The sequence below is a fragment of the Burkholderia perseverans genome, assembly GCF_022870505.1.
GTDB classification, from domain to species: domain Bacteria; phylum Pseudomonadota; class Gammaproteobacteria; order Burkholderiales; family Burkholderiaceae; genus Burkholderia; species Burkholderia plantarii.
Genome location: NZ_CP045094.1, coordinates 1,857,044 through 1,883,719, shown reverse-complemented (window position 1 = coordinate 1,883,719; position 26,676 = coordinate 1,857,044). Strand labels below are relative to the sequence as shown.

At 67.0% G+C, this 26,676-nt stretch carries 17 protein-coding genes and 1 pseudogene; 5 read left to right on the top strand and 13 right to left on the bottom strand.

What is annotated here, in order from left to right; translation table 11 throughout:
- Nucleotides 1-77: 77 nt before the first annotated feature.
- The 4 genes from lpdA to typA all read right to left on the bottom strand — a co-directional run bounded on the left by lpdA (nt 78) and on the right by typA (nt 8,010).
- On the bottom strand, nt 78-1,508 hold the full coding sequence (gene lpdA, locus BpN12_RS22915; RefSeq protein ID WP_246797712.1) for a dihydrolipoyl dehydrogenase: 1,431 nt from the start codon (nt 1,506-1,508) through the stop codon (nt 78-80).
- A gap of 88 nt (nt 1,509-1,596) precedes the next feature.
- Complete coding sequence (gene odhB / locus BpN12_RS22910; protein WP_246797711.1) at nt 1,597-2,874, bottom strand: 2-oxoglutarate dehydrogenase complex dihydrolipoyllysine-residue succinyltransferase; 1,278 nt, start codon at nt 2,872-2,874, stop codon at nt 1,597-1,599.
- Nucleotides 2,875-2,997: 123 nt separating this feature from the next.
- Entirely contained in the window at nt 2,998-5,865 is a 2,868-nt protein-coding gene (locus BpN12_RS22905; RefSeq protein ID WP_246797710.1) for a 2-oxoglutarate dehydrogenase E1 component, read from the bottom strand.
- 324 nt (nt 5,866-6,189) lie between these two features.
- Nucleotides 6,190-8,010: a translational GTPase TypA gene (gene typA, locus BpN12_RS22900; RefSeq protein ID WP_246797709.1), complete on the bottom strand. Its 1,821-nt coding sequence runs from the start codon at nt 8,008-8,010 to the stop codon at nt 6,190-6,192.
- 397 nt (nt 8,011-8,407) lie between these two features.
- On the opposite strand from typA, the gene BpN12_RS22895 reads away from it, so the two are divergent.
- The 4 genes from BpN12_RS22895 (at nt 8,408) to BpN12_RS22880 (ending at nt 13,387) form a co-directional block, all read left to right on the top strand.
- Nucleotides 8,408-8,914 carry a MarR family winged helix-turn-helix transcriptional regulator gene (locus BpN12_RS22895; RefSeq protein ID WP_246797708.1) on the top strand — a complete coding sequence of 169 codons (507 nt, stop codon included), beginning with the start codon at nt 8,408-8,410 and terminating at the stop codon, nt 8,912-8,914.
- A 50-nt stretch (nt 8,915-8,964) separates the two neighbouring features.
- Complete coding sequence (locus BpN12_RS22890; RefSeq protein ID WP_246797707.1) at nt 8,965-10,524, top strand: efflux transporter outer membrane subunit; 1,560 nt, start codon at nt 8,965-8,967, stop codon at nt 10,522-10,524.
- 64 nt (nt 10,525-10,588) lie between these two features.
- Nucleotides 10,589-11,806 (top strand): HlyD/EmrA/EmrK family protein, encoded by a 1,218-nt coding sequence (locus tag BpN12_RS22885; protein ID WP_246797706.1) that lies wholly within the window; start codon nt 10,589-10,591, stop codon nt 11,804-11,806.
- Nucleotides 11,807-11,824: 18 nt separating this feature from the next.
- The gene (locus BpN12_RS22880) at nt 11,825-13,387 is read left to right on the top strand and encodes a DHA2 family efflux MFS transporter permease subunit (RefSeq protein ID WP_246797705.1); all 1,563 of its coding nucleotides are present in this window, start codon (nt 11,825-11,827) and stop codon (nt 13,385-13,387) included.
- 112 nt (nt 13,388-13,499) lie between these two features.
- On the opposite strand, the gene truB is transcribed toward BpN12_RS22880, so the two are convergent.
- From truB to BpN12_RS22835, 9 genes are all read right to left on the bottom strand, one after another.
- Nucleotides 13,500-14,462 carry a tRNA pseudouridine(55) synthase TruB gene (truB, locus tag BpN12_RS22875; RefSeq protein ID WP_246797704.1) on the bottom strand — a complete coding sequence of 321 codons (963 nt, stop codon included), beginning with the start codon at nt 14,460-14,462 and terminating at the stop codon, nt 13,500-13,502.
- Between the two features lie 37 nt (nt 14,463-14,499).
- The gene (rbfA, locus tag BpN12_RS22870; RefSeq protein WP_015875994.1) at nt 14,500-14,868 is read right to left on the bottom strand and encodes a 30S ribosome-binding factor RbfA; all 369 of its coding nucleotides are present in this window, start codon (nt 14,866-14,868) and stop codon (nt 14,500-14,502) included.
- 113 nt (nt 14,869-14,981) lie between these two features.
- Complete coding sequence (gene infB / locus BpN12_RS22865; protein WP_246797703.1) at nt 14,982-17,972, bottom strand: translation initiation factor IF-2; 2,991 nt, start codon at nt 17,970-17,972, stop codon at nt 14,982-14,984.
- Between the two features lie 93 nt (nt 17,973-18,065).
- Entirely contained in the window at nt 18,066-19,541 is a 1,476-nt protein-coding gene (gene nusA / locus BpN12_RS22860) for a transcription termination factor NusA (RefSeq protein WP_198252470.1), read from the bottom strand.
- Nucleotides 19,538-19,999, bottom strand: a complete 462-nt coding sequence (gene rimP / locus BpN12_RS22855; protein ID WP_015875997.1) for a ribosome maturation factor RimP — start codon at nt 19,997-19,999, stop codon at nt 19,538-19,540. Before rimP ends, nusA begins: the two co-directional genes overlap by 4 nt.
- 301 nt (nt 20,000-20,300) lie before the next feature.
- Nucleotides 20,301-22,049 (bottom strand): 23S rRNA pseudouridine(2605) synthase RluB, encoded by a 1,749-nt coding sequence (rluB, locus tag BpN12_RS22850; protein ID WP_246797702.1) that lies wholly within the window; start codon nt 22,047-22,049, stop codon nt 20,301-20,303.
- 61 nt (nt 22,050-22,110) lie between these two features.
- Nucleotides 22,111-23,193, bottom strand: a complete 1,083-nt coding sequence (scpB, locus tag BpN12_RS22845; RefSeq protein WP_246797701.1) for an SMC-Scp complex subunit ScpB — start codon at nt 23,191-23,193, stop codon at nt 22,111-22,113.
- A 286-nt stretch (nt 23,194-23,479) separates the two neighbouring features.
- Nucleotides 23,480-24,658 carry a pyridoxal phosphate-dependent aminotransferase gene (locus tag BpN12_RS22840; RefSeq protein ID WP_246797969.1) on the bottom strand — a complete coding sequence of 393 codons (1,179 nt, stop codon included), beginning with the start codon at nt 24,656-24,658 and terminating at the stop codon, nt 23,480-23,482.
- Between the two features lie 129 nt (nt 24,659-24,787).
- Entirely contained in the window at nt 24,788-25,690 is a 903-nt protein-coding gene (locus BpN12_RS22835) for a LysR family transcriptional regulator (RefSeq protein ID WP_246797700.1), read from the bottom strand.
- Between the two features lie 398 nt (nt 25,691-26,088).
- On the opposite strand from BpN12_RS22835, the pseudogene BpN12_RS22830 reads away from it, so the two are divergent.
- A pseudogene (locus BpN12_RS22830) lies at nt 26,089-26,484 on the top strand (transposase); the annotation flags it as partial.
- Nucleotides 26,485-26,676: the final 192 nt, after the last annotated feature.

Sequence of the window (26,676 nt, the reverse complement as noted above, 5' to 3'; positions counted from 1 at the left end):
GCCCGCCTTCGGCATCAAACGGCGACGCCGGCCGGCGAACCGGCGCGGCGCCCAGGCGGCCCTCGGGGCCGCGTCGATCAGCTGTTGATCGAACGCTTGTCGGTCGCGAGCGCGGCTTCGCGCATGACTTCCGACAGCGACGGGTGCGCGTGGCAGATGCGGGCGATGTCTTCCGACGCCGCCTTGAATTCCATCGCGACCACCGCCTCGGCGATCAGGTCCGACGCGTTCGCCGAGATGATGTGGACGCCCAGCACTTCGTCGGTCTTGGCGTCGGCGATCATCTTCACGAAGCCGTCCGGCGCATTCATGCCGAGCGCGCGGCCGTTGATCGAGAACGGGAACTTGCCGGTCTTGATCTCGCGGCCTTCGGCCTTCAGCGCCTGCTCGGTCTTGCCGACCCAGGCGATTTCCGGCGAGGTGTAGATCACCCACGGAATGCAGTTGTAGTCGATGTGCGGCTTCTGGCCGTCGATCACTTCGGCCACCAGCACGCCTTCGTCTTCCGCCTTGTGCGCGAGCATCGGGCCGCGCACCACGTCGCCGATCGCGTAGACGTTCGGCAGCGCCGTGCGGCAGTGGTCGTCCACGTCGATGAAGCCGCGCTCGTTGGCCTTCAGGCCGATCGCCTCGAGGCCGAGGTTGTCGGTGTTCGGCACGCGGCCGACCGACACGATCAGGCGGTCCGCCTCGAGCGTCTTGGCGTTGCCGTCCTTGTCGGTGTAAGCGATCGACACGCCGGCGTCGCTCGCCTTCACTTCGCCGATCGTCACGCCGAGGTTGATGTCGAGGCCCTGCTTCTTGAACAGCTTCGCGGCTTCCTTGGCGATCGCCTCGTCGGCGGCGGCGAGGAACGCCGGCATCGCTTCGAGCACCGTCACGTCGGCGCCGAGGCGGCGCCACACCGAGCCGAGTTCGAGGCCGATCACGCCCGCGCCGATCACGGCGAGCTTGTTCGGCACCGTATCGAAGTTCAGCGCGCCTTCGTTGTCGGCGACGATCTTGTTGTCGACCGGCACGTTCGGCAGGTGGCGCGCCTTCGAGCCCGTCGCGATGATCACGTTCTTCGCCGTGACCACTTCCGTCTCGCCTTCGCCGCTGACTTCGATCTGCACGCCGGCATCGGTCTTGCCGGTGAACTTGCCATGGCCCTTGAGCCAGGTGATCTTGTTCTTCTTGAGCAGGAACTCGATCCCGCCCGTCATCTTCTCGACGATGGCGTCCTTGCGGGCCAGCATCTTCGCGTTATCCATCTTCACGTCGCCGACCGAAATGCCGTGGTCGGCCAGGTGATGCGACGCCTTTTCGAACTCTTCCGACGAAGCGAGCAGCGCCTTCGACGGGATGCAGCCGACGTTCAGGCAAGTGCCGCCGAGCTTCAGCGCGCCGGCCGGGTTCTTCCACTTCTCGACCACGGCAACCGTGTTGCCGAGCTGGGCTGCGCGAATCGCGGCCACATAGCCGCCGGGGCCGGCGCCGATCACGACGACGTCAAATTCCTTGGACATGACTATCCTTCTCTGTTGCCCGGCACGCGGCCACACGCAATGCGTGTGCCGCGCGCCCGGGGCGATTCAATACGGGAGCAACGCAGGCTTACAGGTCGAGCAGCAGGCGTGCCGGATCTTCCAGCGCATCCTTCATCGCGACCAGCGACAGCACCGCTTCGCGGCCGTCGATGATCCGGTGGTCATACGACAGCGCGAGGTAGTTGATCGGACGGATCACGATCTGGCCGTTCTCGACCACCGGGCGCTCCTTGGTCGCGTGAACGCCGAGGATCGCCGACTGCGGCGGGTTGATGATCGGGGTCGACAGCATCGAGCCGAACACGCCGCCGTTCGAGATCGAGAACGTACCGCCCGTCATTTCCTCGATCGACAGCTTGCCGTCCTTGGCCTTCTGGCCGAACTCGGCGATCTTCTTCTCGATGTCGGCCAGGCTCAGCTGGTCGGCGTTGCGCAGGATCGGCACCACCAGGCCGCGCGGCGAACCGACCGCGATACCGATGTCGAAGTAGCCGTGGTAGACGATGTCGTTGCCGTCGATCGACGCGTTCACGAGCGGGAACTTCTTCAGCGCGTGGACCGCCGCCTTGACGAAGAACGACATGAAGCCGAGCTTCACGCCGTGTTCCTTCTCGAACTTGTCCTTGTACTTCGTGCGCAGGTCCATGACCGGCTGCATGTTCACTTCGTTGAACGTCGTCAGGATCGCGTTGGTCTGCTGCGATTCGAGCAGACGCTCGGCGATCCGCGCGCGCAGGCGCGACATCGGCACGCGCTGCTCCGGACGGTCGTTCAGCCAGTTGGAGGCCGAGGCCGGCACCTTCACGTCCGGCAGCGCGGCCTTCTTCGGCGCGGCGGCGGCCGGGGCGGCAGCGGCCTTGGCCGGCGCGGCGTTCGCGGCCAGCGCGTCGCCCTTGGTGATGCGGCCGTCGCGGCCCGTGCCGGCGACCTGGTTCGCGTCCACGCCCTTCTCGGCCAGCAGCTTCGAGGCGGCCGGCGAGGCGGCGTTGCTCGAACCCGCGGCGGCAGCCGGCTGCGCGGCCGGTGCCGGCGCCGCGGCGACGGGCGCCGGGGCCGGTTGCACTTCGGCTTCGCCGGCGGCCGCGGCGACGGCACCTGCCTTCGCTTCGGTGTCGATGGTGGCGATCACCTGATCGGCCACGACGGTGTCGCCGTCGTTCTGCAGCACTTGCGACAGCACGCCGGCGGCCGGCGCCGGCACTTCGAGCACGACCTTGTCGGTTTCGAGTTCGATCAGGATTTCGTCCTGCGCGACGGCTTCACCGGGCTTCTTCTTCCACTGCAGCATGGTCGCTTCCGACACCGATTCGGAAAGCTGGGGGACTTTGACTTCAACGATAGCCATGACTTGATTCCTGGATGCTTGATCTGGGTAATGTCGGGATCCTGCGGACGGGCGCGCGCCTGCGTTGCGCGTGCAACGACGGCCCGGGCGCGCTTGCCGCGCGCACCGGGCCGTGACGTCCGATTATTTTGCGATCGACGCGCTCTTCAGGCGGCCGAATGCCCCTTCGATCAGGGCCTTCTGCTGCTCGTAGTGCTTCGCGTAATAACCGACCGCCGGCGAAGCCGAAGCCGGGCGGCCGCTGTACGCGAGCTTCTGCCCTTCCTTCATGCCTTCCTTCAGGTGGTGTTCGATGTAGAACCACGGGCCCTGATTCTGCGGCTCGTCCTGCACCCAGACCACTTCAGTCGCGTTGTCGTACTTCTTCATTTCCGCTTCGAACTGCTTGTGCGCGAACGGATAGAGCTGCTCGATCCGGACGATCGCGACGTCGTGCGCCTTCGCTTCGCGGCGGTGCGCGACGATGTCGTAATAGACGCGGCCCGAGCAGGCGATCACGCGCTTGACCTTCTTCGCGTCGATCGTCTCGTCGACCTCGCCGATCACCGGCTGGAACGAGCCCTTCGCCAGTTCCGACAGGTCCGACACGGCTTCCTTGTGGCGCAGCAGCGACTTCGGCGTCGCCACGATCAGCGGCTTGCGGAACAGGCGGATCATCTGGCGACGCAGCAGGTGGAAGATCTGCGCCGGCGTGGTCGGCTGGACCACCTGCATGTTGTGGTCCGCGCACATCTGCAGGAAGCGCTCGATACGCGTCGACGAGTGCTCCGGACCCTGGCCTTCATAGCCGTGCGGCAGCAGCATCGTCAGGCCCGAGACGCGGCCCCACTTCACTTCGCCCGACGAGATGAACTGGTCGATCACGACCTGCGCGCCGTTCACGAAGTCGCCGAACTGCGCTTCCCACAGCACCAGCGTGTTCGGTTCGGCGGTCGAGTAGCCGTACTCGAAGCCGAGCACCGCTTCTTCCGACAGCACCGAGTCGATCACCGTGAAGTTCGCCTGGCCTTCCGAGACGTTCTGCAGCGGCACGTAGGTGCCGTCGTTCCAACGCTCGCGATTCTGGTCGTGCAGCACCGCGTGGCGGTGCGTGAACGTGCCGCGGCCCGAATCCTGACCGGTCAGGCGCACGGCGTAGCCGGACGAGACCAGCGAGGCGAACGCGAGGTGCTCGCCCATGCCCCAGTCCAGCGGCTGGTCGCCCTGCGCCATCTTGCGGCGGTCGTTGATCACGCGCTCGACGAGCGGGTGGACCTTGAAGTTCTCCGGCACCGTCGTGATGCGTTCGCCGATGCGCTTCAGTTCGGCGAGCGGCACGGCCGTGTCGGCCGCATCGGTCCACTTGCGGTTCAGGAACGGCACCCAGTCGACCGCGTACTTGCTCTTGTAGTTCGAGAGCACCGGATCGACCGTGTGGTGGCCGTCGTCCATCGCCTTGCGGTAGGCCTTGACGAACTCGTCGCCCTGCTCGGCGGTGATCACGCCCTGCTGCACCAGCTTCTCGGCGTACAGCGCACGGGTGCCCGGGTGCTGCGCGATCTTCTTGTACATCAGCGGCTGCGTGACGGCCGGCGTGTCCTGCTCGTTGTGGCCCAGCTTGCGGAAGCAGACGATGTCGATCACGACATCCTTGTGGAACTGCATGCGATAGTCGATCGCGATCTGCACCGCGAGCACCACCGCTTCCGGATCGTCGCCGTTCACGTGCAGCACCGGCGCCTCGATCATCTTGACCACGTCGGTGCAGTACAGCGTCGAGCGCGCATCGCGCGGGTCCGACGTCGTGAAACCGATCTGGTTGTTGATGACGACGTGCAGCGTGCCGTGCGTGCCGTAGCCGCGCGTCTGCGCGAGGTTCAGCGTTTCCATCACGACGCCCTGGCCCGCGAAGGCCGCGTCGCCGTGGATCTGCACCGGCAGCACCTGCAGGCCGTCCGCGTCGCCGCGACGGTCCATCCGTGCCTTCGCCGAGCCCTCGACCACCGGGTTGACGATTTCCAGGTGCGACGGGTTGAATGCCAGCGACAGGTGGACCGGACCGCCTTCGGTCGCGATGTCCGACGAGAAACCCTTGTGATACTTGACGTCGCCGGCCGGCAGGTCGTCGACGTGCTTGCCTTCGAATTCGGCGAACAGGTCCGCCGGCATCTTGCCGAGCGTGTTCACGAGCACGTTCAGGCGGCCGCGGTGGGCCATGCCGATCACGATCTCCTGCACGCCCTTCGAGCCCGAGTGCTGGACCACTTCGTCCATCGCCGCGATGAAGCTCTCGCCGCCTTCGAGCGAGAAGCGCTTCTGGCCGACGTACTTGGTGTGCAGGTAGCGTTCGAGGCCTTCGGCGGCCGTCAGGCGGTTCAGCACGTGCTTCTTCTTGTCCGCGCTGAAGTTCGGCGTGGCGCGCGTCGATTCGAGACGCTCCTGCCACCAGCGCTTCTGCTCCGGATCGCCGATGTACATGTACTCGACGCCGATCGTGCCGCAGTACGTGTCGCGCAACGACTTGACGATGTCACGCAGCGAAGCCTGCTCGAAACCGAAATACAGGTTGCTCGCGCTGAACGTCTGGTCGAGGTCGGCTTCGGAGAAGTCGTAGAACGCGGGTTCGAGTTCGGGGATCGCGGGACGCTCGCGGCGCTTCAGGGGATCGAGATTGGCCCATTGCGAGCCGAGGAAGCGATACGCGCTGATCAGGGACTGGACGTGAACCTGCTTGCGGGCGGTGGCGAGATTGCCGCCGCTGCTTTCACGCGGAATGAAGGCGTTGGCCTTCGCGCGCTGGGCGAACGATTCGACGATCGGATTGTGGGCGACATCGTTCGCATTCGAACCGTCCGTCGCCGGCACATTCTGCAGCGCGTCGAAATACTCGCGCCAGTTGTCCGGCACCGATGCCGGATTGTCCAGGTAGGCTTCGTACAGTTCTTCTACATACGAAGCATTGCCGCCGAACAGATAGGAGTTCAGCTGGAACTGCTTCATTACATCTGACATTTTACGCTCACCTTTCTTCGAGCTTCTCGAGAAATAGCGGGTTACTCAACCTTCCGCGACACGGCCTGACCGTTTAGCGGATTGCGCGAATCAAGTCTTGCTTGGAAGGACCTAAAACTTGCGTGCGCGCAGCATATCACAATACGCACCACTGAAGGTCACAATGTCGCACCCCGGAAGCCGGTCTACCCCGGTTTTCGCGGCAAAAAGCCTCGATTTCCCCGGCCCACGCAACAGTGTTTTACTCAAAACCATACCGCCAGAAGCAAAAAAAGCCGCCCGAAGGCGGCTGGCATGACGCGTCGCGGCAGCGGCGCCCGCCGATCACTCGGCTTCGCGGCTCGCGCGGCGGCGCTCATGTTCCTTCAAGTGGCGCTTGCGCAGGCGGATCGACTGCGGCGTCACTTCGACGAGCTCGTCGTCATCGATGAATTCGACCGCATACTCGAGCGACATCTGGATCGGCGGCACGAGGCGCACGGCTTCGTCGGTGCCCGAGGCGCGCACGTTGGTCAGCTGCTTGCCCTTGATCGGGTTCACGACCAGGTCGTTGTCGCGGCTGTGGATGCCGATGATCATGCCTTCGTACAGTGCGTCGCCCGGCTTCACGAACATGCGGCCGCGATCCTGCAGCTTCCAGAGCGCGTAGGCGACGGCCGCGCCGTCGTCCTGCGAGATCAGCACGCCGTTGCGGCGCTCGCCGACCGAACCGTCCTTCACCGGCGAGTACGAATCGAAGATGTGGCTCATCAGGCCCGTACCGCGCGTGAGCGTCAGGAACTCGCTCTGGAAGCCGATCAGGCCCCGCGCCGAGATCTTGTACTCGAGACGCGTGCGGCCGCGGCCGTCCGAGGCCATGTCGAGCATTTCGCCCTTGCGGCGGCCCAGTTCTTCCATCACGCCGCCCTGGTGCTCGTCCTCGACGTCCACCGTCAGCAGCTCGTAGGGCTCGTGCTTCTCGCCGTCGATTTCCTGCATCACCACGCGCGGACGCGACACGGCCAGCTCGTAGCCTTCGCGGCGCATGTTCTCGACCAGGATCGTCAGGTGCAGTTCGCCGCGGCCCGACACCTCGAACACGGTTTCGTCGCCGGTGTCGCGCACGCGCAGCGCCACGTTGTGGTTCAGTTCCTTCATCAGGCGGTCGCGGATCTGGCGGCTCGTCACGAACTTGCCTTCACGGCCCGCCAGCGGCGACGAGTTGACGAGGAAGTTCATCGTCAGCGTCGGCTCGTCGACGGTGATCATCGGCAGCGCCTCGGGCGTGTCGACGGCGCAGATCGTCGCGCCGATGCCGACATCCTCGATACCGTTGATCAGCACGATGTCGCCCGCTTCGGCCGACTCCACCTGCACGCGCTCGAGACCCTTGAACGACAGCACCTGGTTGATCTTGCGGCTCAGCACGTCGCCTTCCGGACCGAAGCGCATCACCACCGGCTGGCCCGGCTTGATGCGGCCGCGCGTGATGCGGCCGACGCCGATCCGGCCGACGTAGGTCGAATAGTCGAGCGAGGTGATCTGCAGCTGCAGCGGCGCGTCCGGATCGGCCGGGCGGACCGGCACGTGCTTGAGGATCGCCTCGAACAGCGGGCGCATGTCGCCGTCGCGCGCTTCCGCGTCGAGCGAGGCGTAGCCGTTCAGACCCGACGCGTAGACGATCGGGAAGTCGAGCTGTTCCTCGGTCGCGCCGAGCTTGTCGAACAGGTCGAAGGTCTGGTTGATCACCCAGTCGATACGCGCGCCCGGGCGATCGATCTTGTTGACCACGACGATCGGCTTCAGGCCGAGCGCGAGCGCCTTCTTCGTGACGAAGCGCGTTTGCGGCATCGGGCCTTCGACCGCGTCGACCAGCAGCAGCACCGAGTCGACCATCGACAGCACGCGCTCGACCTCGCCACCGAAGTCGGCGTGCCCCGGCGTATCGACGATGTTGATGTGGGTGCCTTCGTATTCAACCGCGCAGTTCTTCGCGAGGATGGTGATCCCGCGCTCTTTTTCGATGTCGTTCGAGTCCATCACGCGCTCGACCATCTGCTGGTTCTCGCGGAAGGTGCCGGACTGGCGCAGCAGTTGGTCCACGAGCGTAGTCTTGCCGTGGTCGACGTGGGCGATGATGGCGATGTTGCGAAGGGCGCGGGTCATAGAAACCTGAAATCGAAACCTGATGATCGGACACGCAAAAACGCGCGTGGCTGATTACCCCTCACGCGCGCTGCTTGACTGAATTGCATGTCCTGGAAAGCCTACGATTATAGCATGCCAGGATGTCGCGGGCGGACCGCTTCGCTGCACCGCACACCGAGTGTCGCGCGAACGCCAAGTCGACATGCTCCGGCCCCACCCTTTTCTCGCCGTCTTTGCGGCCTCGCCGGCCGCTTTCCTGCGCTTGCCGGCCGGCTTCGCGCCCCGCGCCGCAAGCCCCGCGACCGGGTCTCGGTATCGCTCCCGATTGCCGCCGTCGCGCCCGTCGATCATATTTGTCGCGGCAAGCAATCGCGCCTATACTGCTGCCTAGTCAACTATTGCAGAATCAGAGAATATGCCGGATCCTTCCACGCCCTCGCCGGCCGGCCCGTCCGTGTCCGCGTATCCGATCAACGACAGCGTCGGCTACCTGCTCTCACGCGTGCGCTCGCTGATGACGAACCTCGTCACGCAGCGCACCCAGACGGAACTGGGGATCACCGGCACCCAGGCCAGCATGCTGTTCATGCTCGCGGTCGGCAAATGCTCGACGGCGGCCGAGCTGGCGCGCGAATATGCGATCGACGCGAGCGCCGTGACGCGCCTGCTCGACCGCGTCGAGAAGCGCGGGCTGCTGTCGCGCGTGCGCAGCCACGAGGACCGGCGCGTGGTGCGCCTCGAACTGACCGACGAGGGCCGCGAACTCGCGGAACGGATGCCGGAGATCTTCATCAGCGTGCTGGACCGCCTGCTCGACGGCTTCACGCCCGAGGAGGTCGGTTTCCTGAAAAGCATGCTGCGCCGCATCCTCAGCAACTACTGCGGCGAGAGCAACACCGGCGGTGGCACCACCGCTTCGTAACACGTCACGGCAATCATCATCCGATGCATCGACATAAGGAAATCCTTGCAATGTCCACTTTCGAGTCACGGGCGGCGGCACACGTGCCGCGCAAGGGCTTGTGGCCGGCCAGCGCCGCCGGCTCCCTCGCCGGGGCCGCGCTGGCGCTGGCGTTGGGCGGCTGCGCGAACTACGCCGGCATCCACAGCGACAAGCAGGTCGCACCGGCCTCGCAGTTCGACAGCGCGCAGAGCCTGCCGGCCGGGGGCGGACACTGGCCCGCGCTCGACTGGGCCAACCAGTTCGGCGATCCGCAGCTGCCGCGCCTGATCGACGAGGCCGTGGACGGCAATCCGACCATCGCGCAGGCGCAGGCACGGCTCGCGAAGGCGTCTTCATACATCGAATCGTCGCGCGCGACGCTGTTCCCGAAGATCGAGGGCCGCTATTCGTGGAACCGCGAGCTGTATTCGGGCAATGGACTCTATCCGCCGCCCTACGGCGGCAACTGGTTCAGCGAGAACAACGTGCTGGCGAGCGCGTCGTGGGAACTCGACATCTGGGGCAAGAATCGCGAGAAGCTGAAGGCAGCGGTGTCGCAGCAGAAGGCCGCGCAGGCCGAATACCAGCAGGCGCGCATCACGCTCGCGGTGTCGATTGCACGCGCCTACAACCAGCTCGCCCAGCTCTACGCGCTGCGTGAGATCGCACGACACGAGATCACCAACCGCGAGACGGTCGGCAAGATCACCGAGGGCCGCGTCGGTGCCGGGCTCGACACCAACGTCGAGCGGCAGACCGCGCGCGGCAACGTCGCCACCAGCGAATCGACGCTGTCCGATCTCGACGGCCGGATCACCACGGTGCGCTACCAGCTCGCCGCGCTGCTCGGCAAGGGCCCCGACCGCGGCCTGAAGATCGACACGCCGGTGCTGAACCCGGGCGGCGCGATCGCGCTGCCCGACAACATCCCGGCCGATCTGGTCTCGCGCCGGGCCGATCTGGTCGCCGCGCGCTGGCAGGTCGAGGCGACGATGCACGACGTGAAGGAAACCAAGGCCGAGTTCTTCCCCGACGTGAACCTCGCGGCCGGCTTCGGCTTCGATGCGTTCGGCTGGGGCCAGTTCCTGAAATTCGCGAGCCGCCAGGCGCAGTTCGGCCCGGCCATCCACCTGCCGATCTTCTATGGCGGCGCCTTGCGCGCGCAGTTGAAGGGCGCCTACGCCGACTACGACCTGAGCGTGGCGAACTACAACCAGACGCTGATCGGCGCGCTCAACGACGTCGCCACGCAGGTGTCTTCGATCCGCGCGATCGACCGGCAGATGGGCGACGCGCAGCGCGCGCTCGACGCCTCGACACGCGCCTACGAGCTTGCCGTGATCCGCTACAAGGCCGGCCTCTCGCCGCAGCTTCAGGTGCTGAGCGCCGACAACAGCCGGCTCGACGCCGAGCAGTCGGTGACGAGCCTCGTGATGCGCCGCCGCGACCTGCAGATCGGCCTGATCAGCGCGCTCGGCGGCGGCTTCGACGCGGCCGGCACGCCGCTCGCGGCCGCCGGCGCGGCAGCGCAGGCGGCAGCGTCTACCGCGCCGGCACCGGCACCGCAGCAGCAGCAGGCCGTCAACTGAAGCCTTCGCCCGACACCACCCGTATCACTCGCACCACACACAAGAATCGACGGAGAAACTCGCCATGAGCGACGCTCAACAGAACACGGCCGGCCCGGCACGGCCGAACAACACGAAACGCAAGCGGATGATGACGATCGTGATCGTGATCATCGTGCTTGCCGCGATCGCCTACGGCATCTACTACTCCCTCGTCGCGCGCTTCCACGAAACCACCGACGACGCCTATGTTAACGGCAACGTGGTGCAAATCACGCCGCAGGTGACAGGCACGGTGATCGCGGTCAACGCCGACGACACGCAGACCGTCACGGCGGGCGCCCCGCTCGTCGTGCTCGACCCGGCCGACGCGCGCGTCGCGCTGCAACAGGCCGAGGCCAATCTCGCGCAGACCGTGCGCCAGGTGCGCGGCCTGTTCGTCAACGACGACCAGTACCGCGCGCAGGTCGCGCTGCGCGAAACCGATCTGTCGAAGGCGCAGGACGACCTGCGCCGGCGCCTGGCCGTGGCGCAGACGGGCGCGGTCTCGCAGGAAGAGATCTCGCACGCGCGCGACGCCGTGAAGGCCGCGCAGGCGTCGGTCGACGCCGCGCAGCAGCAGCTCGCCTCGAACCGCGCGCTGACCGCCAACACCACCGTCGCCGATCATCCGGACGTGCTGGCCGCGGCCGCGAAAGTGCGCGACGCCTATCTGGCCAACGCGCGCAACACGCTGCCCGCGCCCGTCACCGGCTACGTGGCGAAGCGCTCGGTGCAGGTCGGCCAGCGCGTTGCACCGGGCAACCCGCTGATGTCGGTGGTGCCGCTCAACGGCGTGTGGGTCGACGCGAACTTCAAGGAAGTGCAGCTCACCCATATGCGGATCGGCCAGCCGGTCGAGCTGACGGCCGACGTCTACGGCTCGTCGGTCAAGTACCAGGGCAAGGTGGTGGGCTTCTCGGCCGGCACCGGCTCGGCGTTCTCGCTGCTGCCGGCGCAGAACGCCACCGGCAACTGGATCAAGGTGGTGCAGCGCCTGCCGGTGCGTATCGCGCTCGATCCGCAGCAGCTGCAGCAGCATCCGCTGCGCATCGGCCTGTCGATGCAGGTCGACGTCGACATCAAGGACGACCACGGCGGCCAGCTCGGCAACGTGCCGAACACGGTCTACCAGACCGACGTGTTCGCGAAGTACGGCGACGAGGCCAATGCCGAGATCGCCCGGATCATCGCGGAGAACGCCGGCAGCGCCACGCCGGCCGCCACGAAGCCCGCCGCCGGCGCCACGCCGAAGCGGATGTAAGCCCGGAACCGAACGCCCATGGCCAAGTCCCAACCCGTCACCTACCCTCCGCTGGAGGGCGGGCAGCTGCTGCTCGGCACCATCGCCGTGTCGCTCGCGGTGTTCATGAACGTGCTCGACACCTCGATCGCCAACGTCGCGATCCCGACCATCTCGGGCGACCTCGGCGTGTCGTCGGACCAGGGCACCTGGGTGATCACGTCGTTCGCGGTCGCCAACGCGATCTCGGTGCCGCTGACCGGCTGGCTGACCGACCGGATCGGCCAGGTCCGGCTGTTCTTCGCCTCGATCATCCTGTTCGTGATCTCGTCGTGGCTCTGCGGGCTCGCGCCGACGCTGCCGTTCCTGCTGGTGGCGCGCGTGATCCAGGGCGCCGTGGCCGGGCCGATGATCCCGCTCTCGCAGTCGCTGCTGCTGTCGAGCTATCCGCGCGCACGGGCGCCGATGGCGCTCGCGCTGTGGGCCATGACCACGCTGATCGCGCCGGTGGCCGGGCCGATCCTCGGCGGCTGGATCTCCGACAACTACTCGTGGCCGTGGATCTTCTACGTGAACATTCCGGTCGGGATCGTCGCCGCGATCGTCACCTGGATGATCTACCGCAGCCGTGAATCGACCACGCGCAAGGCGCCGATCGACGGCGTCGGGCTCGCGCTGCTGGTGATCTGGGTCGGCTCGCTGCAGGTCATGCTCGACAAGGGCAAGGATCTCGACTGGTTCTCCTCGACCACGATCGTGGTGCTCGCGCTGACCGCCGTGATCGCGTTCGCGTTCTTCGTGATCTGGGAGCTGACGGCCGAGCACCCGGTAGTGGACCTGTCGCTGTTCGCGATGCGCAACTTCAGCGGCGGCACGATCGCGCTGTCGGTCGGCTACGGGCTCTACTTCGGCAACCTCGTGCTGCTGCCGCTGTGGCTGCAGACGCAGATCGGCTACACGGCGACCGACGCCGGGCTCGTGATGGCGCCGGTCGGCTTCTTCGCGATCCTGCTCTCGCCGCTGACCGGCAAGTACCTGCCGCGCACCGATCCGCGCTACATCGCCACTGCCGCGTTCCTGACCTTCGCGCTGTGCTTCTGGATGCGCTCACGCTACACCACCGGCGTCGACCAGTGGTCGCTGATGCTGCCGACCTTCGTGCAGGGCATCGCGATGGCGGGCTTCTTCATCCCGCTCGTCTCGATCACGCTGTCGGGCCTGCCCGGCCACCGGATTCCGGCCGCCTCGGGCCTGTCGAACTTCGTGCGGATCATGTTCGGCGGCATCGGCACCTCGATCTTCCAGACCGCGTGGGACCATCGCAACAACTTCCACCACGCGCAGATCGTCGAGGCGACCAACGTCTACAACCCGGTCTACAACCAGGCGGTCGCGCAGATGGGCAGCCTCGGGCTCTCCGAGCAGCAGGCCAACGGGCTCATCAACCAGATGGCCACGCAGCAGGCCGCGCAGCTCGGCGTCAACGACCTGTTCTACGTGTCGGCCGTGATCTTCGTGGTGCTGATCGGCCTGATCTGGATCACCAAGCCCGAGCGCGCGGGCGGCGGCGATTCGAGCGCGGCGGCATCGGCCGCGCACTGACGCCGCGCATCGAAGTCATCGCCTCCTGAAAAGCACAACGCCCGGTCTTCACGACCGGGCGTTGTGCCATGTGGCGGGACTTCGCGGCAGCGTGGCGTATCGCCGTGCGCCGTCAGCCGGCCGTCTCGCCGCTGACGACGAGCCGCTCCGGCGCCAGCACGCCATCGCGCAGGCGCGCCACGCCGAGCAGCTGCCCGGCCTCGTCGTACACGCGCACCCGCGGGCCCGCTTCGTCGGCGTCATCGGCGCCGGTCTCGGGGGCCGCGGCGAGCCGCAGCCGCTGGCCGTGCCGGAACCGCTTCGCTTCGTCGGCGTCGAGCCGCACCGGCGGAAACGTCGACAGCAGCGCATCGACGGGCTGCAGCCAGCCGTCGCGCTCGGCGGCTTCGGCGTCCGACAGCGCATCGAGCGTGACCGCGTGCTCGAGCGTCAGCGCGCCGACGCCGGTGCGCCGCAGCGCCACCAGATGCGCGCCGCAGCCGAGCGCCTCGCCGATGTCCTCGGCGAGCGTGCGCACGTAGGTGCCCTTGCTGCAGGTCACGCGGAACGTCACGTCGGGCAGTTCGCAGGCGAGCAGTTCGAGCACGTGGATCGTCACGTTGCGGCCCTCGCGCTCGATGGTCTGCCCGGCGCGCGCGTATTCGTAGAGCGGTTTGCCGTCGCGCTTGAGCGCCGAATACATCGGCGGCACCTGCACGATCTCGCCGAGAAAGCGCGGCAGCGCGGCCTCGACGGCGGCGCGGTCGACCCGCACCTCGCGCGTCTCGACCGCCTCGCCCTCGGCGTCGCCGGTGGTCGTGCGGATGCCGAGCCGCATCGTCGCTTCATAGGTCTTGTCGGCTTCGAGCAGATCCTGCGAGAACTTGGTGGCCTCGCCGAAGCAGAGCGGCAGCAGGCCGGAGGCGAGCGGATCGAGCGTGCCGGTGTGGCCGGCCTTCTTCGCGAGATAGAGGCGCTTGGCGCGGATCAGCGCGTCGTTGCTCGACAACCCGACAGGCTTGTCGAGCAGCAGCACGCCGTCGAGCAGGCGGCGCGGCACGCGCGGCCGCTGGGAGCGTTGGGGAGCAGTCGTCATGGCGAAATCGGGAGTCGGCGGAAATCGGCGGCGCGGATCAGTCGTCCTTCGCGCGCGTCGAATTCGCCTGTTCGATCAGGCGCGACATCTCGACGGCTTTCTCGATCGTCTTGTCGTAATGGAAATGCAGCGTCGGCACCGTGTGGATGTGCAGGCGCTTGAACAGCAGGTTGTGCAGGTGGCCCGACGCGTGGTTGAGCGCTTCCTGCGTCTGCACGGGGTCGCCCGTCAGCGCCGTGAAATAGACCTTCGCATGCGCGTAGTCGGGCGTCAGCTCGACGCTCTGGATCGTGACGATCCCGATACGGGGATCCTTCACTTCGCGCATGATGAGTTCGGACAGATCGCGCTGGATTTGATCGGCGATCTGGACGTTGCGATTGGGAGAACTGCGTTTCTTCGTCATGGTGAATCCGTCTTTCCGTTCATTGGACGACCGGTCGCCTGGCGGCCGGCGCCATGAAAATGGGCGGGACCGGCCTCAAGCCTGTCCCGCCCATGAGAGCCTTCACGCCGGCATTACAGCGTACGCGCGACTTCCGTGACCTCGAACACTTCGAACTGGTCGCCTTCGACGATGTCGTTGAAGTTCTTGATCGACATACCGCACTCGAAGCCCTGGCGCACTTCCTTCACGTCGTCCTTGAAGCGCTTCAGCGAATCGAGCTCGCCCGTGAAGATGACCACGTTGTTGCGCAGCACGCGCACCGACGAGGAGCGCTTGACCACGCCGTCCGTGACCATACAGCCGGCAACCAGACCGACCTTCGGCACCTTGATGACCTGGCGCACCTCGACCGTACCGGTCTGGACTTCGCGCTTTTCCGGGGCCAGCATGCCCGACATGGCCGCCTTCACCTCATCCACTGCGTCATAGATGATGTTGTAGTAGCGGATATCCACGCCGTTCGACTCGGCAACCTTGCGGGCTTGAGCATCGGCACGCGTGTTGAAGCCGATGATGACCGCCTTCGAGGCCACCGCCAGGTTGACGTCGCTTTCGCTGATGCCGCCCACCGCGCCATGGACGATCTGCACACGCACTTCGTTGGTCGACAGCTTGAGCAGCGACTGCACCAGCGCTTCCTGCGAACCCTGCACGTCGGCCTTGACGATGAGCGGCAGGTTCTGCACTTCGCCCTCGCTCATCTGTTCGAGCATGCTCTCGAGCTTCGCGGCCTGCTGCTTGGCCAGCTTGACATCGCGGAACTTGCCTTGGCGGAACAGCGCGATTTCACGCGCCTTGCGCTCGTCCGGCAGCACGATCACTTCCTCGCCCGCGCCCGGAACTTCCGACAGACCCTGAATCTCGACCGGAATCGACGGGCCGGCCGTCTTGGTCGGCTTGCCGTTCTCGTCGAGCATCGCACGCACGCGGCCGTAGGCGGTACCCGCCAGCACCACGTCGCCACGCGTGAGCGTGCCCGACTGCACCAGCACCGTCGCGACCGGGCCCTTGCCCTTGTCGAGCTTCGCCTCGATCACGATGCCCTTGGCGGGCGCCTCGACCGGTGCCTTGAGTTCCAGCACTTCGGCCTGCAGCAGTACGTTTTCGAGCAGGTCGTCGATCCCGGCACCGGTCTTCGCAGACACTTCCACGAACGGCGAATCGCCACCGTATTCTTCCGGCACGACGCTTTCGGCCACGAGTTCCTGCTTGACGCGGTCCGGGTTCGCATCCGGCTTGTCGATCTTGTTGATCGCGACGACGATCGGCACCCCGCCCGCCTTCGCGTGCGCGATTGCTTCCTTCGTCTGCGGCATCACGCCGTCATCGGCCGCGACCACCAGAATCACGATGTCGGTGGCCTTCGCGCCACGCGCCCGCATCGCGGTAAACGCTTCGTGACCCGGCGTGTCGAGGAACGTGACGACGCCGCGCGGCGTTTCGACGTGGTAAGCGCCGATATGCTGCGTAATCCCGCCCGCTTCGCCCGCCGCCACCTTCGCGCGACGGATGTAGTCGAGCAGCGAGGTCTTGCCGTGATCGACGTGACCCATCACGGTGACGACCGGCGGACGCGTCAGCTGCTCGGCGTCGACGCTCACTTCGCCCTCGACCAGCAGTGCTTCCGGATCGTCGAGCTTCGCGGCCACCGCGCGGTGCCCCAGTTCCTCGACGATGATCATCGCCGTTTCCTGGTCCAGCACCTGGTTGATCGTGACCATCTGGCCGAGCTTCATCATGATCTTGATGACCTCGGAGGCCTTCACCGACATCTTGTGCGCGAGATCGGCGACCGAAATGGTTTCCGGCACGTGGACTTCGCGGATGATCGGCTCGGTCGGCGCCTGGAACGACGACGCGCTGTCCTGGTGACGGCCGCGCCCCTTCGGGCCGCCGCGCCAGCCGCGATCGACGCCGCCACTCGAATCGCCGCGCGTCTTGATCCCGCGGCGCTTCGAGGCGTCGTCCTGCCAGCCGCTCTTGCCCGCGCCCGGCTTCTTGTTGCGGTCGGCCGCGCCCGGTGCCGTGGTCGTGCTGGCCGGCGCCGCTGCCGCCGGTTTCTTCGCCGCAGCCGGATTCGCCGGACGCGCGCCCGCCTCACCAGCCGGCTTGGCCGGCTTGTGCAGCGTGCCCTTCGCCTCGGCCGCCTTCGGCGGTTCGACCGGCTTGGGCGGCTCCGGCGCCTTGACCTGCGCCTTGCGCGGCGTGGCCATCATCTCGCGGATCGCGCGCGCTTCGGCCTCGGCCTTCTCGCGGCGCTTGCGGATTTCCTCCTGCTCGGCGCGTGCCTTGTCGGCGGCTTCGCGCGCCGCGTCCTCGGCCTTCTTCGCCGCTTCACGCTGGGCTGCCCGTTCGGCGGCCGCGCGCTCTTCGTCCTGGTTCGACTGCGCCGCCGGTTGCGTCGGTTGCGGCGCGGCCGGTTCCTGCGGGGCCTGCGCCTGCTGGGCACGCGCCGCCGCCTGCTCGGCCGCCGCCGCGGCCTGCGCCGCCTGCTGGGCCTGAGCCGCCGCCGCTGCCGCCGCGCGCTTGGTGGCCGCTTCTTCCTCGGCGCGACGGCGTTCCGCCTCGGCCGCTTCCTCGCGTGCACGGCGCTCGGATTCCTCGCGCTCGAGGCGTTCCTGGCGCTCGCGCAGCTCCTGCGCCTGCTGCTCGAGCAGCTCGGCCTCGCGGCGTGCCTCTTCCTCGCGGCGCTTCAGCTCCGCGTCGGCCGCCACGTCGTCTGCCTGGTCCTGCGAAGCGTCCGCGCCGTTCTCGGCGACATCGTCGCGCTTGACGAACGTCCGCTTCTTGCGCACCTCGACCTGAATGGTGCGAGCCTTACCCGTTGCGTCGGATTGTTTGATTTCCGACGTGTGCCGGCGGGTCAGCGTGATCTTGCGTTTGTCGGCGTCGGACGCACCGTGCGATTTACGCAAATGATCGAGCAGACGCGCCTTGTCGGTTTCCGACAGCGCATCGTCTTCACTCGCTTTCTGGACGCCCGCTGCCTGCAGCTGTTCGAGCAGCACACCAGCAGGCATTTTCAGTTCCGCGGCAAATTGGGCTACGTTGTTACTCGCCATTCATTCCTCTTAGTGCAAGGACCGATTCCTTGCGGTTAGCATCGGGTCATGCGGCCTTCCGGCCGCCAAATTTCAGTGCGCCATGGTCATTTCTCACTGGAACCAGTGTTCACGTGCTTTCATGATCAGCGCTTTCGCGGCTTCCTCTTCCACTCCGGTCATGTCGACCAGTTCGTCGACGGCCAGCTCGGCGAGATCGTCGCGCGTCTGCACGCCGTTTTCCGCCAGCTTCGCCAACAGCTCCGACGTCATGCCGTCCAGGCTCTTCAGATCGAGCGCAGCATTTTCCACCTTTTCTTCGTTGGCGATCGCCATCGTCAACAACGCATCGCGCGCGCGGTTGCGCAGCTCGTGAACGGTTTCCTCGTCGAACGCCTCGATCTCGAGCATTTCGTTCAGCGGTACGTAAGCGATTTCCTCGAGACTCGTGAAGCCTTCGTCGATCAGGATGTCGGCCACCTCTTCGTCGACATCGAGGCGCGCCATGAACAGGCCGCGCAGACGATCGCGTTCTTCGTTCTGCTTCAGCGCGGATTCGTCCGGCGTCATGATGTTGATCTGCCAGCCGGTCAGTTCGCTTGCGAGGCGCACGTTCTGACCACTCCGGCCGATCGCGACGGCCAGTTCGTTCTCGTCCACGACGACGTCCATCGAATGCTTTTCCTCATCGACGACGATCGACTGCACGGCAGCCGGCGCGAGCGCGCCGATCACGAACTGAGCGGGATCTTCCGACCATAGCACGATGTCGATGTTTTCGCCACCAAGCTCATTGCGCACCGCCTGCACGCGCGAGCCGCGAATGCCGACGCAGGTGCCGATCGGATCGATCCGCTTGTCGTAGGCGACCACGCCGATCTTCGCACGAACGCCGGGATCGCGTGCTGCCGCCTTGATTTCCAGCAGGCCCTGCTCGATTTCCGGCACTTCCATCTCGAACAGCTTCATCAGGAATTCCGGGGCCGTGCGCGACAGCTCGATCTGCGGGCCGCGCGCGGTGCGATCGACCTTCGCGATGTAGGCACGCACACGGTCGCTGACGCGCAGGTTTTCCTTCGGGATCAGCTGGTCGCGGCGCAGCAGCGCCTCGACACGGCCCGATTCGACAATGAAGTTGCCCTTGTCGAGACGCTTGACCGTGCCGGTCATGATCTTCTCGCCGCGCTCGAGGTAGTCGTTCAGGATCTGCTCGCGCTCGGCGTCGCGAACCTTCTGCAGAATCACCTGCTTGGCCGCCTGCGCGCCGATCCGGCCGAACTCGATCGACGGCACCGATTCCTCGATATAGTCGCCGACATCGATTTCCGGCTTCTGCTCACGTGCTTCGAACAGCAGGATCTCACGATCCGGCTCCTGGAGCCCCGCTTCGTCCGGCACCACGAGCCAGCGCCGGAACGTCTCGTGTTCACCGCTCTCGCGATCGATCTGGACGCGGATTTCGGCGCCTTCGTCGAACAACTTCTTGGAGGCCGATGCCAGTGCCGCTTCGAGCGCACCCAGCACGACATCCTTGTCGACGTTTTTCTCGCGCGCCAGCGCATCCACCAGCATCAACACTTCGCGACTCATTGTTTGCGGCTCCTAAAGTCAACTTGCGGAATCAGACGGGCTTTGTCGATGTCGGCCAGCGTGAAATCCAGCATGGCCGCCTCGCCCTTCTTCATCTCGAATTCCAAACCGATCGTTTCGCCGTTCGGCGCATGCAGGATGCCCCTGTAGGTCTTGCGGCCTTCCAGCGGCTTTTTCAGGGTGACGGAGATTTCGCTCCCGGCGAACCGTTCGAAGTCGGCCAGCTTCTTCAGCGGTCGGTCGAGGCCCGGGGACGACACTTCGAGCCGTTCGTAATCGATGTTTTCGACCGTCAATACGTGCTGCAGCTGACGCGTGACTTTTTCGCAGTCGTCGATCGAGATGCCCGCTGGCTGGTCGATGTAGACGCAGAGCATGCCGCGCCCGGTGCGCTCGAGATCGACCAGCTCGTAGCCGAGCCCGGTGACCGTGGTTTCTATCAATTCCGTCAGTTGCACTGTGTCCTCTCGGATGTTCGCGCCCGCCGTTCGCGATTCACCCGCAGACGCGCGCCTTTGCTGGCGCAGGAAGCGCTACCCGAGATGCCCAACCGTTTCAGCAAAAAAAAATGGGCGAAACGCCCATCTTCTTACTCCGGTGGTCGCACCTGAGCCGCACAAAAAACCTGTACGACCAGCGACTCAGCGATTATAGCGTTTTTTAACTCAAACGCAAAGTATCGCCCCCGCGAAATCGGCCGGAACAGCCGATTTCGCCTGATTTTGTCGCGCGTTTGCACGCGCGGCAGGCGCCGGGAGATCAGCGACCGCGCGAGCGATTGTTGCGGGCCTGCTGCGGGCGCGCGCCACCGCGTGCGTTGCCGCCGCCGTCGGCGCGGTTGCCGTTCGGGTTGCCGCCACCGCCACCGCCGCGCGGACCCTTGCCGCCGCTGCCGCGCTTGTTGCCGTTGGCGCCATAGGACAGACGATTGCCGTCGACGTCGCCGCCACCGCCGCGGCGGTTGCCGTTCGCGTTGCCGTTGCCGCCATTGCCACCGTAGCCGCCGCCCGACGCGCCGCCGGCATAACCGCCGCCGAGCCCGGCGCCGAAACCGCCGCCCTGCGCGCCGCGCCGGCCACCGCCGCGACGCGGCTGGTCGAGCTGGCCATGGGTGGTCAGCACCGGCTCGCGATTGAGAAAGCCCATCGAGGTCTGCATCGGGTCCGGCTGCTTGCGCTCCGCCGTGCCGGCCCCGCGCTTGCCGCCCTTCTCGTCGGCCGCGACCTTGAGGCCCACAGTGGCCATCAGCTTGCGCACCTGCACTTCGTCGAGTTCCTCCCAGCGGCCGCGCTTCAGGCCGCTCGGCAGGGCGATCGAGCCGTGGCGCGTGCGGATCAGCCGGCTCACCATCAGGCCGACCGCCTCGAACATGCGGCGCACTTCGCGATTGCGGCCTTCGGCCAGCGCCACGTGATACCAGTGGTTCGTACCTTCGCCGCCACCGTCGCGGATCCGCAGGAAGTTGGCCGGGCCGTCATCGAGTTCCACGCCGTGCAGCAGCTTCTGGCGCGAGGCTTCGTTCAGCTCGCCGACCACGCGCACCGCGTATTCACGCTCGACGCTGTAGCGCGGATGCATGAAGCGGTTCGCGAGATCACCCGAGGTGGTCAGCATCAGCAGACCTTCGGTGTTGAAGTCGAGCCGGCCGACCGCGAGCCATTTCGCCGTCTTCATCGGCGGCAGGCGGTCGAACACCGAGGCGCGACCTTCCGGATCGGCGTGGCTGACGATTTCGCCGGTCGGCTTGTGGTAGAGCAGCACGCGCGGCGGCTTGTTCTGCAGCTTGCGCTTGACCGGCTTGCCGTTGATCCGGACCTGGTCGGTCGGCAGGATCCGCTGGCCGATATGCGCCGGCTCGCCGTTCACCGACACGCGGCCGGCGACGATCAGCTCTTCCATGTCGCGCCGCGATCCCATGCCGGCCTCGGCGAGCACCTTGTGCAGCTTCGGCGCGTCGTCTTCCGGCGCCAGCACGCGCTTTTGCGGCTGGCGGCCACGACGCAGCATCGGTGCGCGCACGCCACCGCCGGCCGACGCGTTGTCCGCGTCGAACGCCGGCGAGGTCACATAGGAGAAGATGTCTTCCTGCCCCGCGCCACCGGCGCCCTCGGCCGACGGTGCGGCGGCAGCTGCGCCCGCGGCCGCGCCGCGCCTGGCCTGCGCGCCACCACGCGTGGCGGCGCCTTCGCGTTTCGCGGCCGGCTTGCGCGGCGCCTTCGGCGCGCCGTCCTTGCTGCGCGTGGCGCGCGGTGCCGGCGCCGCGGCGGGCGCGTCGGCATCGGCCGCGTCGGCGGGCGCGGCTTCCGCGCCTTCCGACGGCTCGGCCGTCTTCGATTTGGCCGCCGCGCGGCGGCGTGCGATCAGGCTGCGCGGACCGCGGCGCAGGCCGCGGCGCGGGCGCTCGTCGCCGCCCGCGTCCTGCGCGGACTGCTCGGGAGCACCGTCGGCGCGCGATGTCTGCACGGCGTGCGCGGATTCGGACGAATCAGTGTCGTGGGTATCTGTCAAAACAACCTCGAAATGTCAGGTCTCGCGCCCGTCGCGGGCGCGGCAATCTCATCTGGCCGCGTCAAGCGCGGCGCTGCGCGGGCGCATCCCGATCCGGCGATTCCTCGCCGGACTTCGTGTCGCCCAGGGATTCGGCGGCTTCGCCATGCACGTCGCCGTGCGCCGGGACCGCCTCGGCCACATCGGCCTCGTGCTGCCCGGTCTGCACCGTCGCGCGGCTCGCTCCCGCCTCGTGATCGCGCGCCGCCTCGTCGGCATCGGGCGCGCGGCCTGGTGCTTCCTTCTCGACCGGATCGGGCGGCGTGGGTTCCGTCGCGTCGCCGATCGGGTCGGCGTTGCCGGGAAACCGGCCGTCGGCCTCTTGAGCCGTATCCGCTTCGCTCACCGGTTGGTCGATTTCCGCCTCGTTCGCCGGGGCCGCGGCATCCGTCGGCGCTGCCGCGACGCTCGCCGCGTCACCGGCAGGCGCCGCGTCCGCATGCTGCATCGGGTCGCCGGCTGACGCGACCGAGGGAGCGCCGTCGCCTCCGTCGTCCGGGAGCTCCCCGGCCAGCACGGCCGGTTCGGCTCCGGACACGCCGTCGGCAAATTCCATCGATGCCTGCGCCAGCAGGCTCGCCTCGAGATGCGCGGCGGGCTCTTCGAGCGCCGGCAGATCGTCGAGCGCCTTCAGCCCGAGATCGTCGAGAAACTGCTTCGTGGTCGCATAGAGCGCCGGGCGCCCCGGCACGTCGCGATGGCCGATCACCTCGATCCAGCTGCGATCCTCGAGTTGCTTGACGACCTGGGTATTCACCGTCACGCCGCGGATTTCCTCGATGTCACCACGCGTGACCGGCTGGCGATACGCGATGATCGCCAGCGTTTCGAGTACCGCGCGCGAATATTTCGGCGGTTTTTCCGGATGCAATCGATCCAGATGAACACGCATCGCCGGCTTGCTCTGAAAGCGCCAGCCCGTGGCCAGCGCGACGAGTTCGACGCCGCGGCCGGACCACGCCTCTTTCAATTCTTCGAGCAACGTTCGGACTGTGTCCGCCGACACGCCGTCGGCAAAGAGCTTGCGCAGGTCGCCCAGCTTGAGCGGCTCCTGCGCACAGATCAAAGCAGTCTCGAGGACGATCTTCGCCTCTTGGGTATTCATGCAGCTAGGCCAGACCCTCTGGTCAAACGAACCGGATCAAAATACGAAACAGACGAAAAGGAACAGAAGACGCGCTCGCCCGATTCTGATCGGTCATATTGATGGGAGCACGAACCGGGGGTGGCGAAACCTGCTCGAAGCCTGACCCTGACCGGACGGAACAGCGCGAAACCTTGATGGAATCGCGTGACTGAGCGCCATATTACGCAAATTCGAACGAGGCGTAAAGCCGCCGGACCGCTTCGATCGAGATCGCACGCGGCCCGGGCTGACGCGGCTGCCAGCTTCAGGCGCCGCTTCGGCGCAGGAATGCCTGCAAACGTTCCACACCGATGTCGAGCCGCGCGGTGTCGCAGGCGTAACACCAGCGGACGAAACCCTCGCCCTCGTCGCCGAACGCGCGCCCCGGCGCGAGGCCGATGCCCGCCTCGCGCACCAGCCGCTTGCAGAACGCGAGGCTGTCGTGCGCGCCCGGCAGCCGCAGGAACAGGTACATCGCCCCGTCCGGCGCCTCGACGGACACGTTCGGCAGCGTGTTGAGCGCCGTCACGAGGTGATCGCGGGCCGTGCGCAGCGCGCCGACGAACTCGGCCACGAACGGCTCGCCGTCGCGCACCGCGGCGATGCCGGCCGCCTGCACGAAGCCCGGCGCGCACGACGTGTTGTATTCGACGAGCTTCGAGAGCCCGTCCATGACCCGCTCCGGGGCAACCAGCCAGCCGAGCCGCCAGCCCGTCATCGCCCAAGCCTTCGAGAACGAGTTGACGACGATCACGCGCTCGTCGCGCGAAGCCAGGTCGAGGAACGACGACGCCCCACCGGCGCCGAACGCGAGCCGTTCATAGACTTCGTCCGCGACGATCCAGATGCCGTGCCGCCGGCAATGCTCGAGCACCGCCGCCTGCTCGGCCCGCGACAGGGTCCAGCCGGTCGGGTTGTTCGGTGAATTGACGAACAGCATCCGCGTGTCGGGCGTGAGCGCCGCCAGCAGACGCTCGAGATCGAGCCGCCAGCCCGCCTCGCCGTAGTCGAGCGCCACGCACTCCACGTGGGCGCCGAGGATTTTCGGGATTTCGACGAGGTTGGGCCAGAGCGGCGTGATCGCGACCACCCGGTCGCCGGCACCGACCAACAGTTGCGCCGCCAGCATCAGCGCGCTGACGCCGGCGCTCGTGACCGCGATCTGGGCGGCGCCGGTCGCGCCGTGGCGCGCCGTGACGTAGGCGGCCAGCGTCTCGCGCAGCGCGGCCGCCCCGAGATTGTGCGTATAGAACGTATTGCCGTCCGCGAGCGCCGTGCCGGCCGCCTCGCGGATGAACGCCGGCGTGACGCGATCCGATTCGCCGAACCAGAACGGCAGCACGCCGTCCACGCCGAAGCCGGCGTTCGCGACCTCGCGGATCAGCGACGGCCGAAGCGATTCGACGCTCGCACGCGGCCCCCACGAACCGGATTCCCGCCCCATCTCGTTGCCGATAAGGTTCACACCCCTCTCCTGGTTGATCGATCCCCGTCAGTGTAGCGGCCCAGGCGGCCACGCGGAGCCGGGAAACAATCCGCGCGCCGCCGGTCCCGCGCGCGCTGTCCGGCGGCGTCAGTCGAGATCCTCGGCGCGCGCCGGCATGCCATGCACGAGCCCCCAGATCGCCTCGGCCGCCGGCGACAGCGAGCGGTCGCGGCGCCGGATCAGCTCGACCGTGCGTTCCGCGCGCGGCGTCAGCGGCCGCGCCACCAGCGACGAGCCGGCCGGCAGCGGCAGCGACAGCCACGGCAGCACGCTGACGCCCACGCCGGCCTCGACCAGCCCGAACACGGTGGCCGAATGGCCGAGTTCCTGCACGACCGCGGCACCGACCCGATGCAGCGCCAGCGCCGCGTCGATCAGCGGCCGGCTGCCTGACGCGTAGTCGAGCAGCACGAGGCGCTCGCCGTCGAGCGCGCTCCACGGCACGCTGTCGAGCGCGGCGAGCGCGTGATCGGCGCGCGCGATCAGGCAGAACGAGTCGGTCATCAGCGGCTCGCAGACCAGGTCGGTGGCCGCGAGCGGCCCGATCACGACGCCGAAATCGACCTCGCCCGACTTCACCTTGCGCAGCACGTCGCTCTGCACGTCGTCGCGCAGCCCGAGCGTGACGAACGGAAACTGCCGCTCGGCCGCCGCGACCACGCGCGGCATCAGCCGGCAGGCGACGGTCGGGCTGGCGGCGACCAGCACGCGTCCGCGCCGTTGCTCGCCGATCTCGCGAATCTCGCGCAGCGCGTCGTCCAGGTCGCCGAGCAGCCGCGAGACGCTCGCGACCAGATTCGACCCCGCATCGGTCAGCTGCACGTCGCGCGTGGTGCGATCGATCAGCTTCAGGCCGATCTCGCCCTCGAGTTCGCGTACGCAGCGGCTGACCGCGGACTGCGTGAGCCCGATCTCGTCGCCGGCCCGGCTGAAGCTGCGCAGGCGCGCGACCTCGATGAACACCCTCAGCTGGCGCAGGGTGATATTCATTGGATGCCCTCATCAATCTCACGCTTCGATGCGCGATTGTAGGGCTTGTGTCCCCATCCCGTTCGCGATGAATCGGTGCGGTGCAGCAAGTGCCCCCACGCACGCCGCACGGGCTCGATTGCACAAGATTGGTGATTGTCCCGATTTGCCGCAGGGGCATTTTGGCGTCTTATACGCCCCTAGCTGACTTGGCCGTCGGCCCGGTGCGAAGCGGCTTTCACGGGGATTGCCGTCAACGTGGCACGCTTCATGCATTAAGTCGCGTACAGGGTCGCGGTAACCTCCGGACAACGGAGCGAACCGGTACCCCCACCCGGCACCCGATGCGGATCGGGTGCTTGAAGAGTGCGCGGCGCGGGGCAGCGCACCGGAGTTAGCTTCGCTGAGGTGAGGACATGATGCTGTTCGACGATTTGAAGGATAACGAATGGGCGCTGGTCGAAGGACTGTTCTGCGCGGAACCGGCTCGCAGTGAGCGCCGTGGTCGTCCCCGCGTGGAAGCACGTTCGGTCGTGAACGCCGTTCTGTGGGTATTGTCGACGGGCGAAGGCTGGTCGAAACTTCCCGGCCGCTATCCGTCGCCGCCGACGTGCCGCCGGCGCTTCGACGAATGGCAGGCCGACGGTACGCTCGCCGAAGTCGTCAAGCGCCTCGGCACGAGCGGCCGCCAGATCTCGCTGCGCGGCCGGATCGGCGCCAGCGCGGTGAAGCCGCCCGCACCGCCGAGCCGCGACCGCCTGCGCGGCGCGTTCTGGACCAATCCGGAATCCTGGCGCGCGCCCGTCAAGATGGCGTGATGTCAGGCCGGTTGCGGGTGGTGCCAGCTGATGCCAGCACCCGCAGCCGCCCCGGGCCGGCGAGGTGCCGCGCGCCGGTGCACGATTCGCGGCTCGCCTCGCTCCGGCCGCGATCGCGAAACATCTCCTAACCATTGCTTACAGCGCGCTCGCGCTCCCGCCCCTATCGTTCGGATAGAGGAACGGGCC

Excerpts from the sequence above, each read along its gene's own strand:
- BpN12_RS22835 (WP_246797700.1), bottom strand. The coding sequence starts at position 25,690 with ATGAATATCACCCTGCGCCAGCTGAGGGTGTTCATCGAGGTCGCGCGC.
- BpN12_RS22890 (WP_246797707.1), top strand. The coding sequence starts at position 8,965 with ATGTCCACTTTCGAGTCACGGGCGGCGGCACACGTGCCGCGCAAGGGC.
- BpN12_RS22880 (WP_246797705.1), top strand. The coding sequence starts at position 11,825 with ATGGCCAAGTCCCAACCCGTCACCTACCCTCCGCTGGAGGGCGGGCAG.
- rbfA (WP_015875994.1), bottom strand. The coding sequence starts at position 14,868 with ATGACGAAGAAACGCAGTTCTCCCAATCGCAACGTCCAGATCGCCGAT.
- BpN12_RS22895 (WP_246797708.1), top strand. The coding sequence starts at position 8,408 with ATGCCGGATCCTTCCACGCCCTCGCCGGCCGGCCCGTCCGTGTCCGCG.
- lpdA (WP_246797712.1), bottom strand. The coding sequence starts at position 1,508 with ATGTCCAAGGAATTTGACGTCGTCGTGATCGGCGCCGGCCCCGGCGGC.
- typA (WP_246797709.1), bottom strand. The coding sequence starts at position 8,010 with ATGACCCGCGCCCTTCGCAACATCGCCATCATCGCCCACGTCGACCAC.
- BpN12_RS22840 (WP_246797969.1), bottom strand. The coding sequence starts at position 24,658 with ATGGGGCGGGAATCCGGTTCGTGGGGGCCGCGTGCGAGCGTCGAATCG.
- scpB (WP_246797701.1), bottom strand. The coding sequence starts at position 23,193 with ATGAATACCCAAGAGGCGAAGATCGTCCTCGAGACTGCTTTGATCTGT.
- nusA (WP_198252470.1), bottom strand. The coding sequence starts at position 19,541 with ATGAGTCGCGAAGTGTTGATGCTGGTGGATGCGCTGGCGCGCGAGAAA.
- odhB (WP_246797711.1), bottom strand. The coding sequence starts at position 2,874 with ATGGCTATCGTTGAAGTCAAAGTCCCCCAGCTTTCCGAATCGGTGTCG.
- BpN12_RS22885 (WP_246797706.1), top strand. The coding sequence starts at position 10,589 with ATGAGCGACGCTCAACAGAACACGGCCGGCCCGGCACGGCCGAACAAC.
- truB (WP_246797704.1), bottom strand. The coding sequence starts at position 14,462 with ATGACGACTGCTCCCCAACGCTCCCAGCGGCCGCGCGTGCCGCGCCGC.
- BpN12_RS22905 (WP_246797710.1), bottom strand. The coding sequence starts at position 5,865 with ATGTCAGATGTAATGAAGCAGTTCCAGCTGAACTCCTATCTGTTCGGC.
- infB (WP_246797703.1), bottom strand. The coding sequence starts at position 17,972 with ATGGCGAGTAACAACGTAGCCCAATTTGCCGCGGAACTGAAAATGCCT.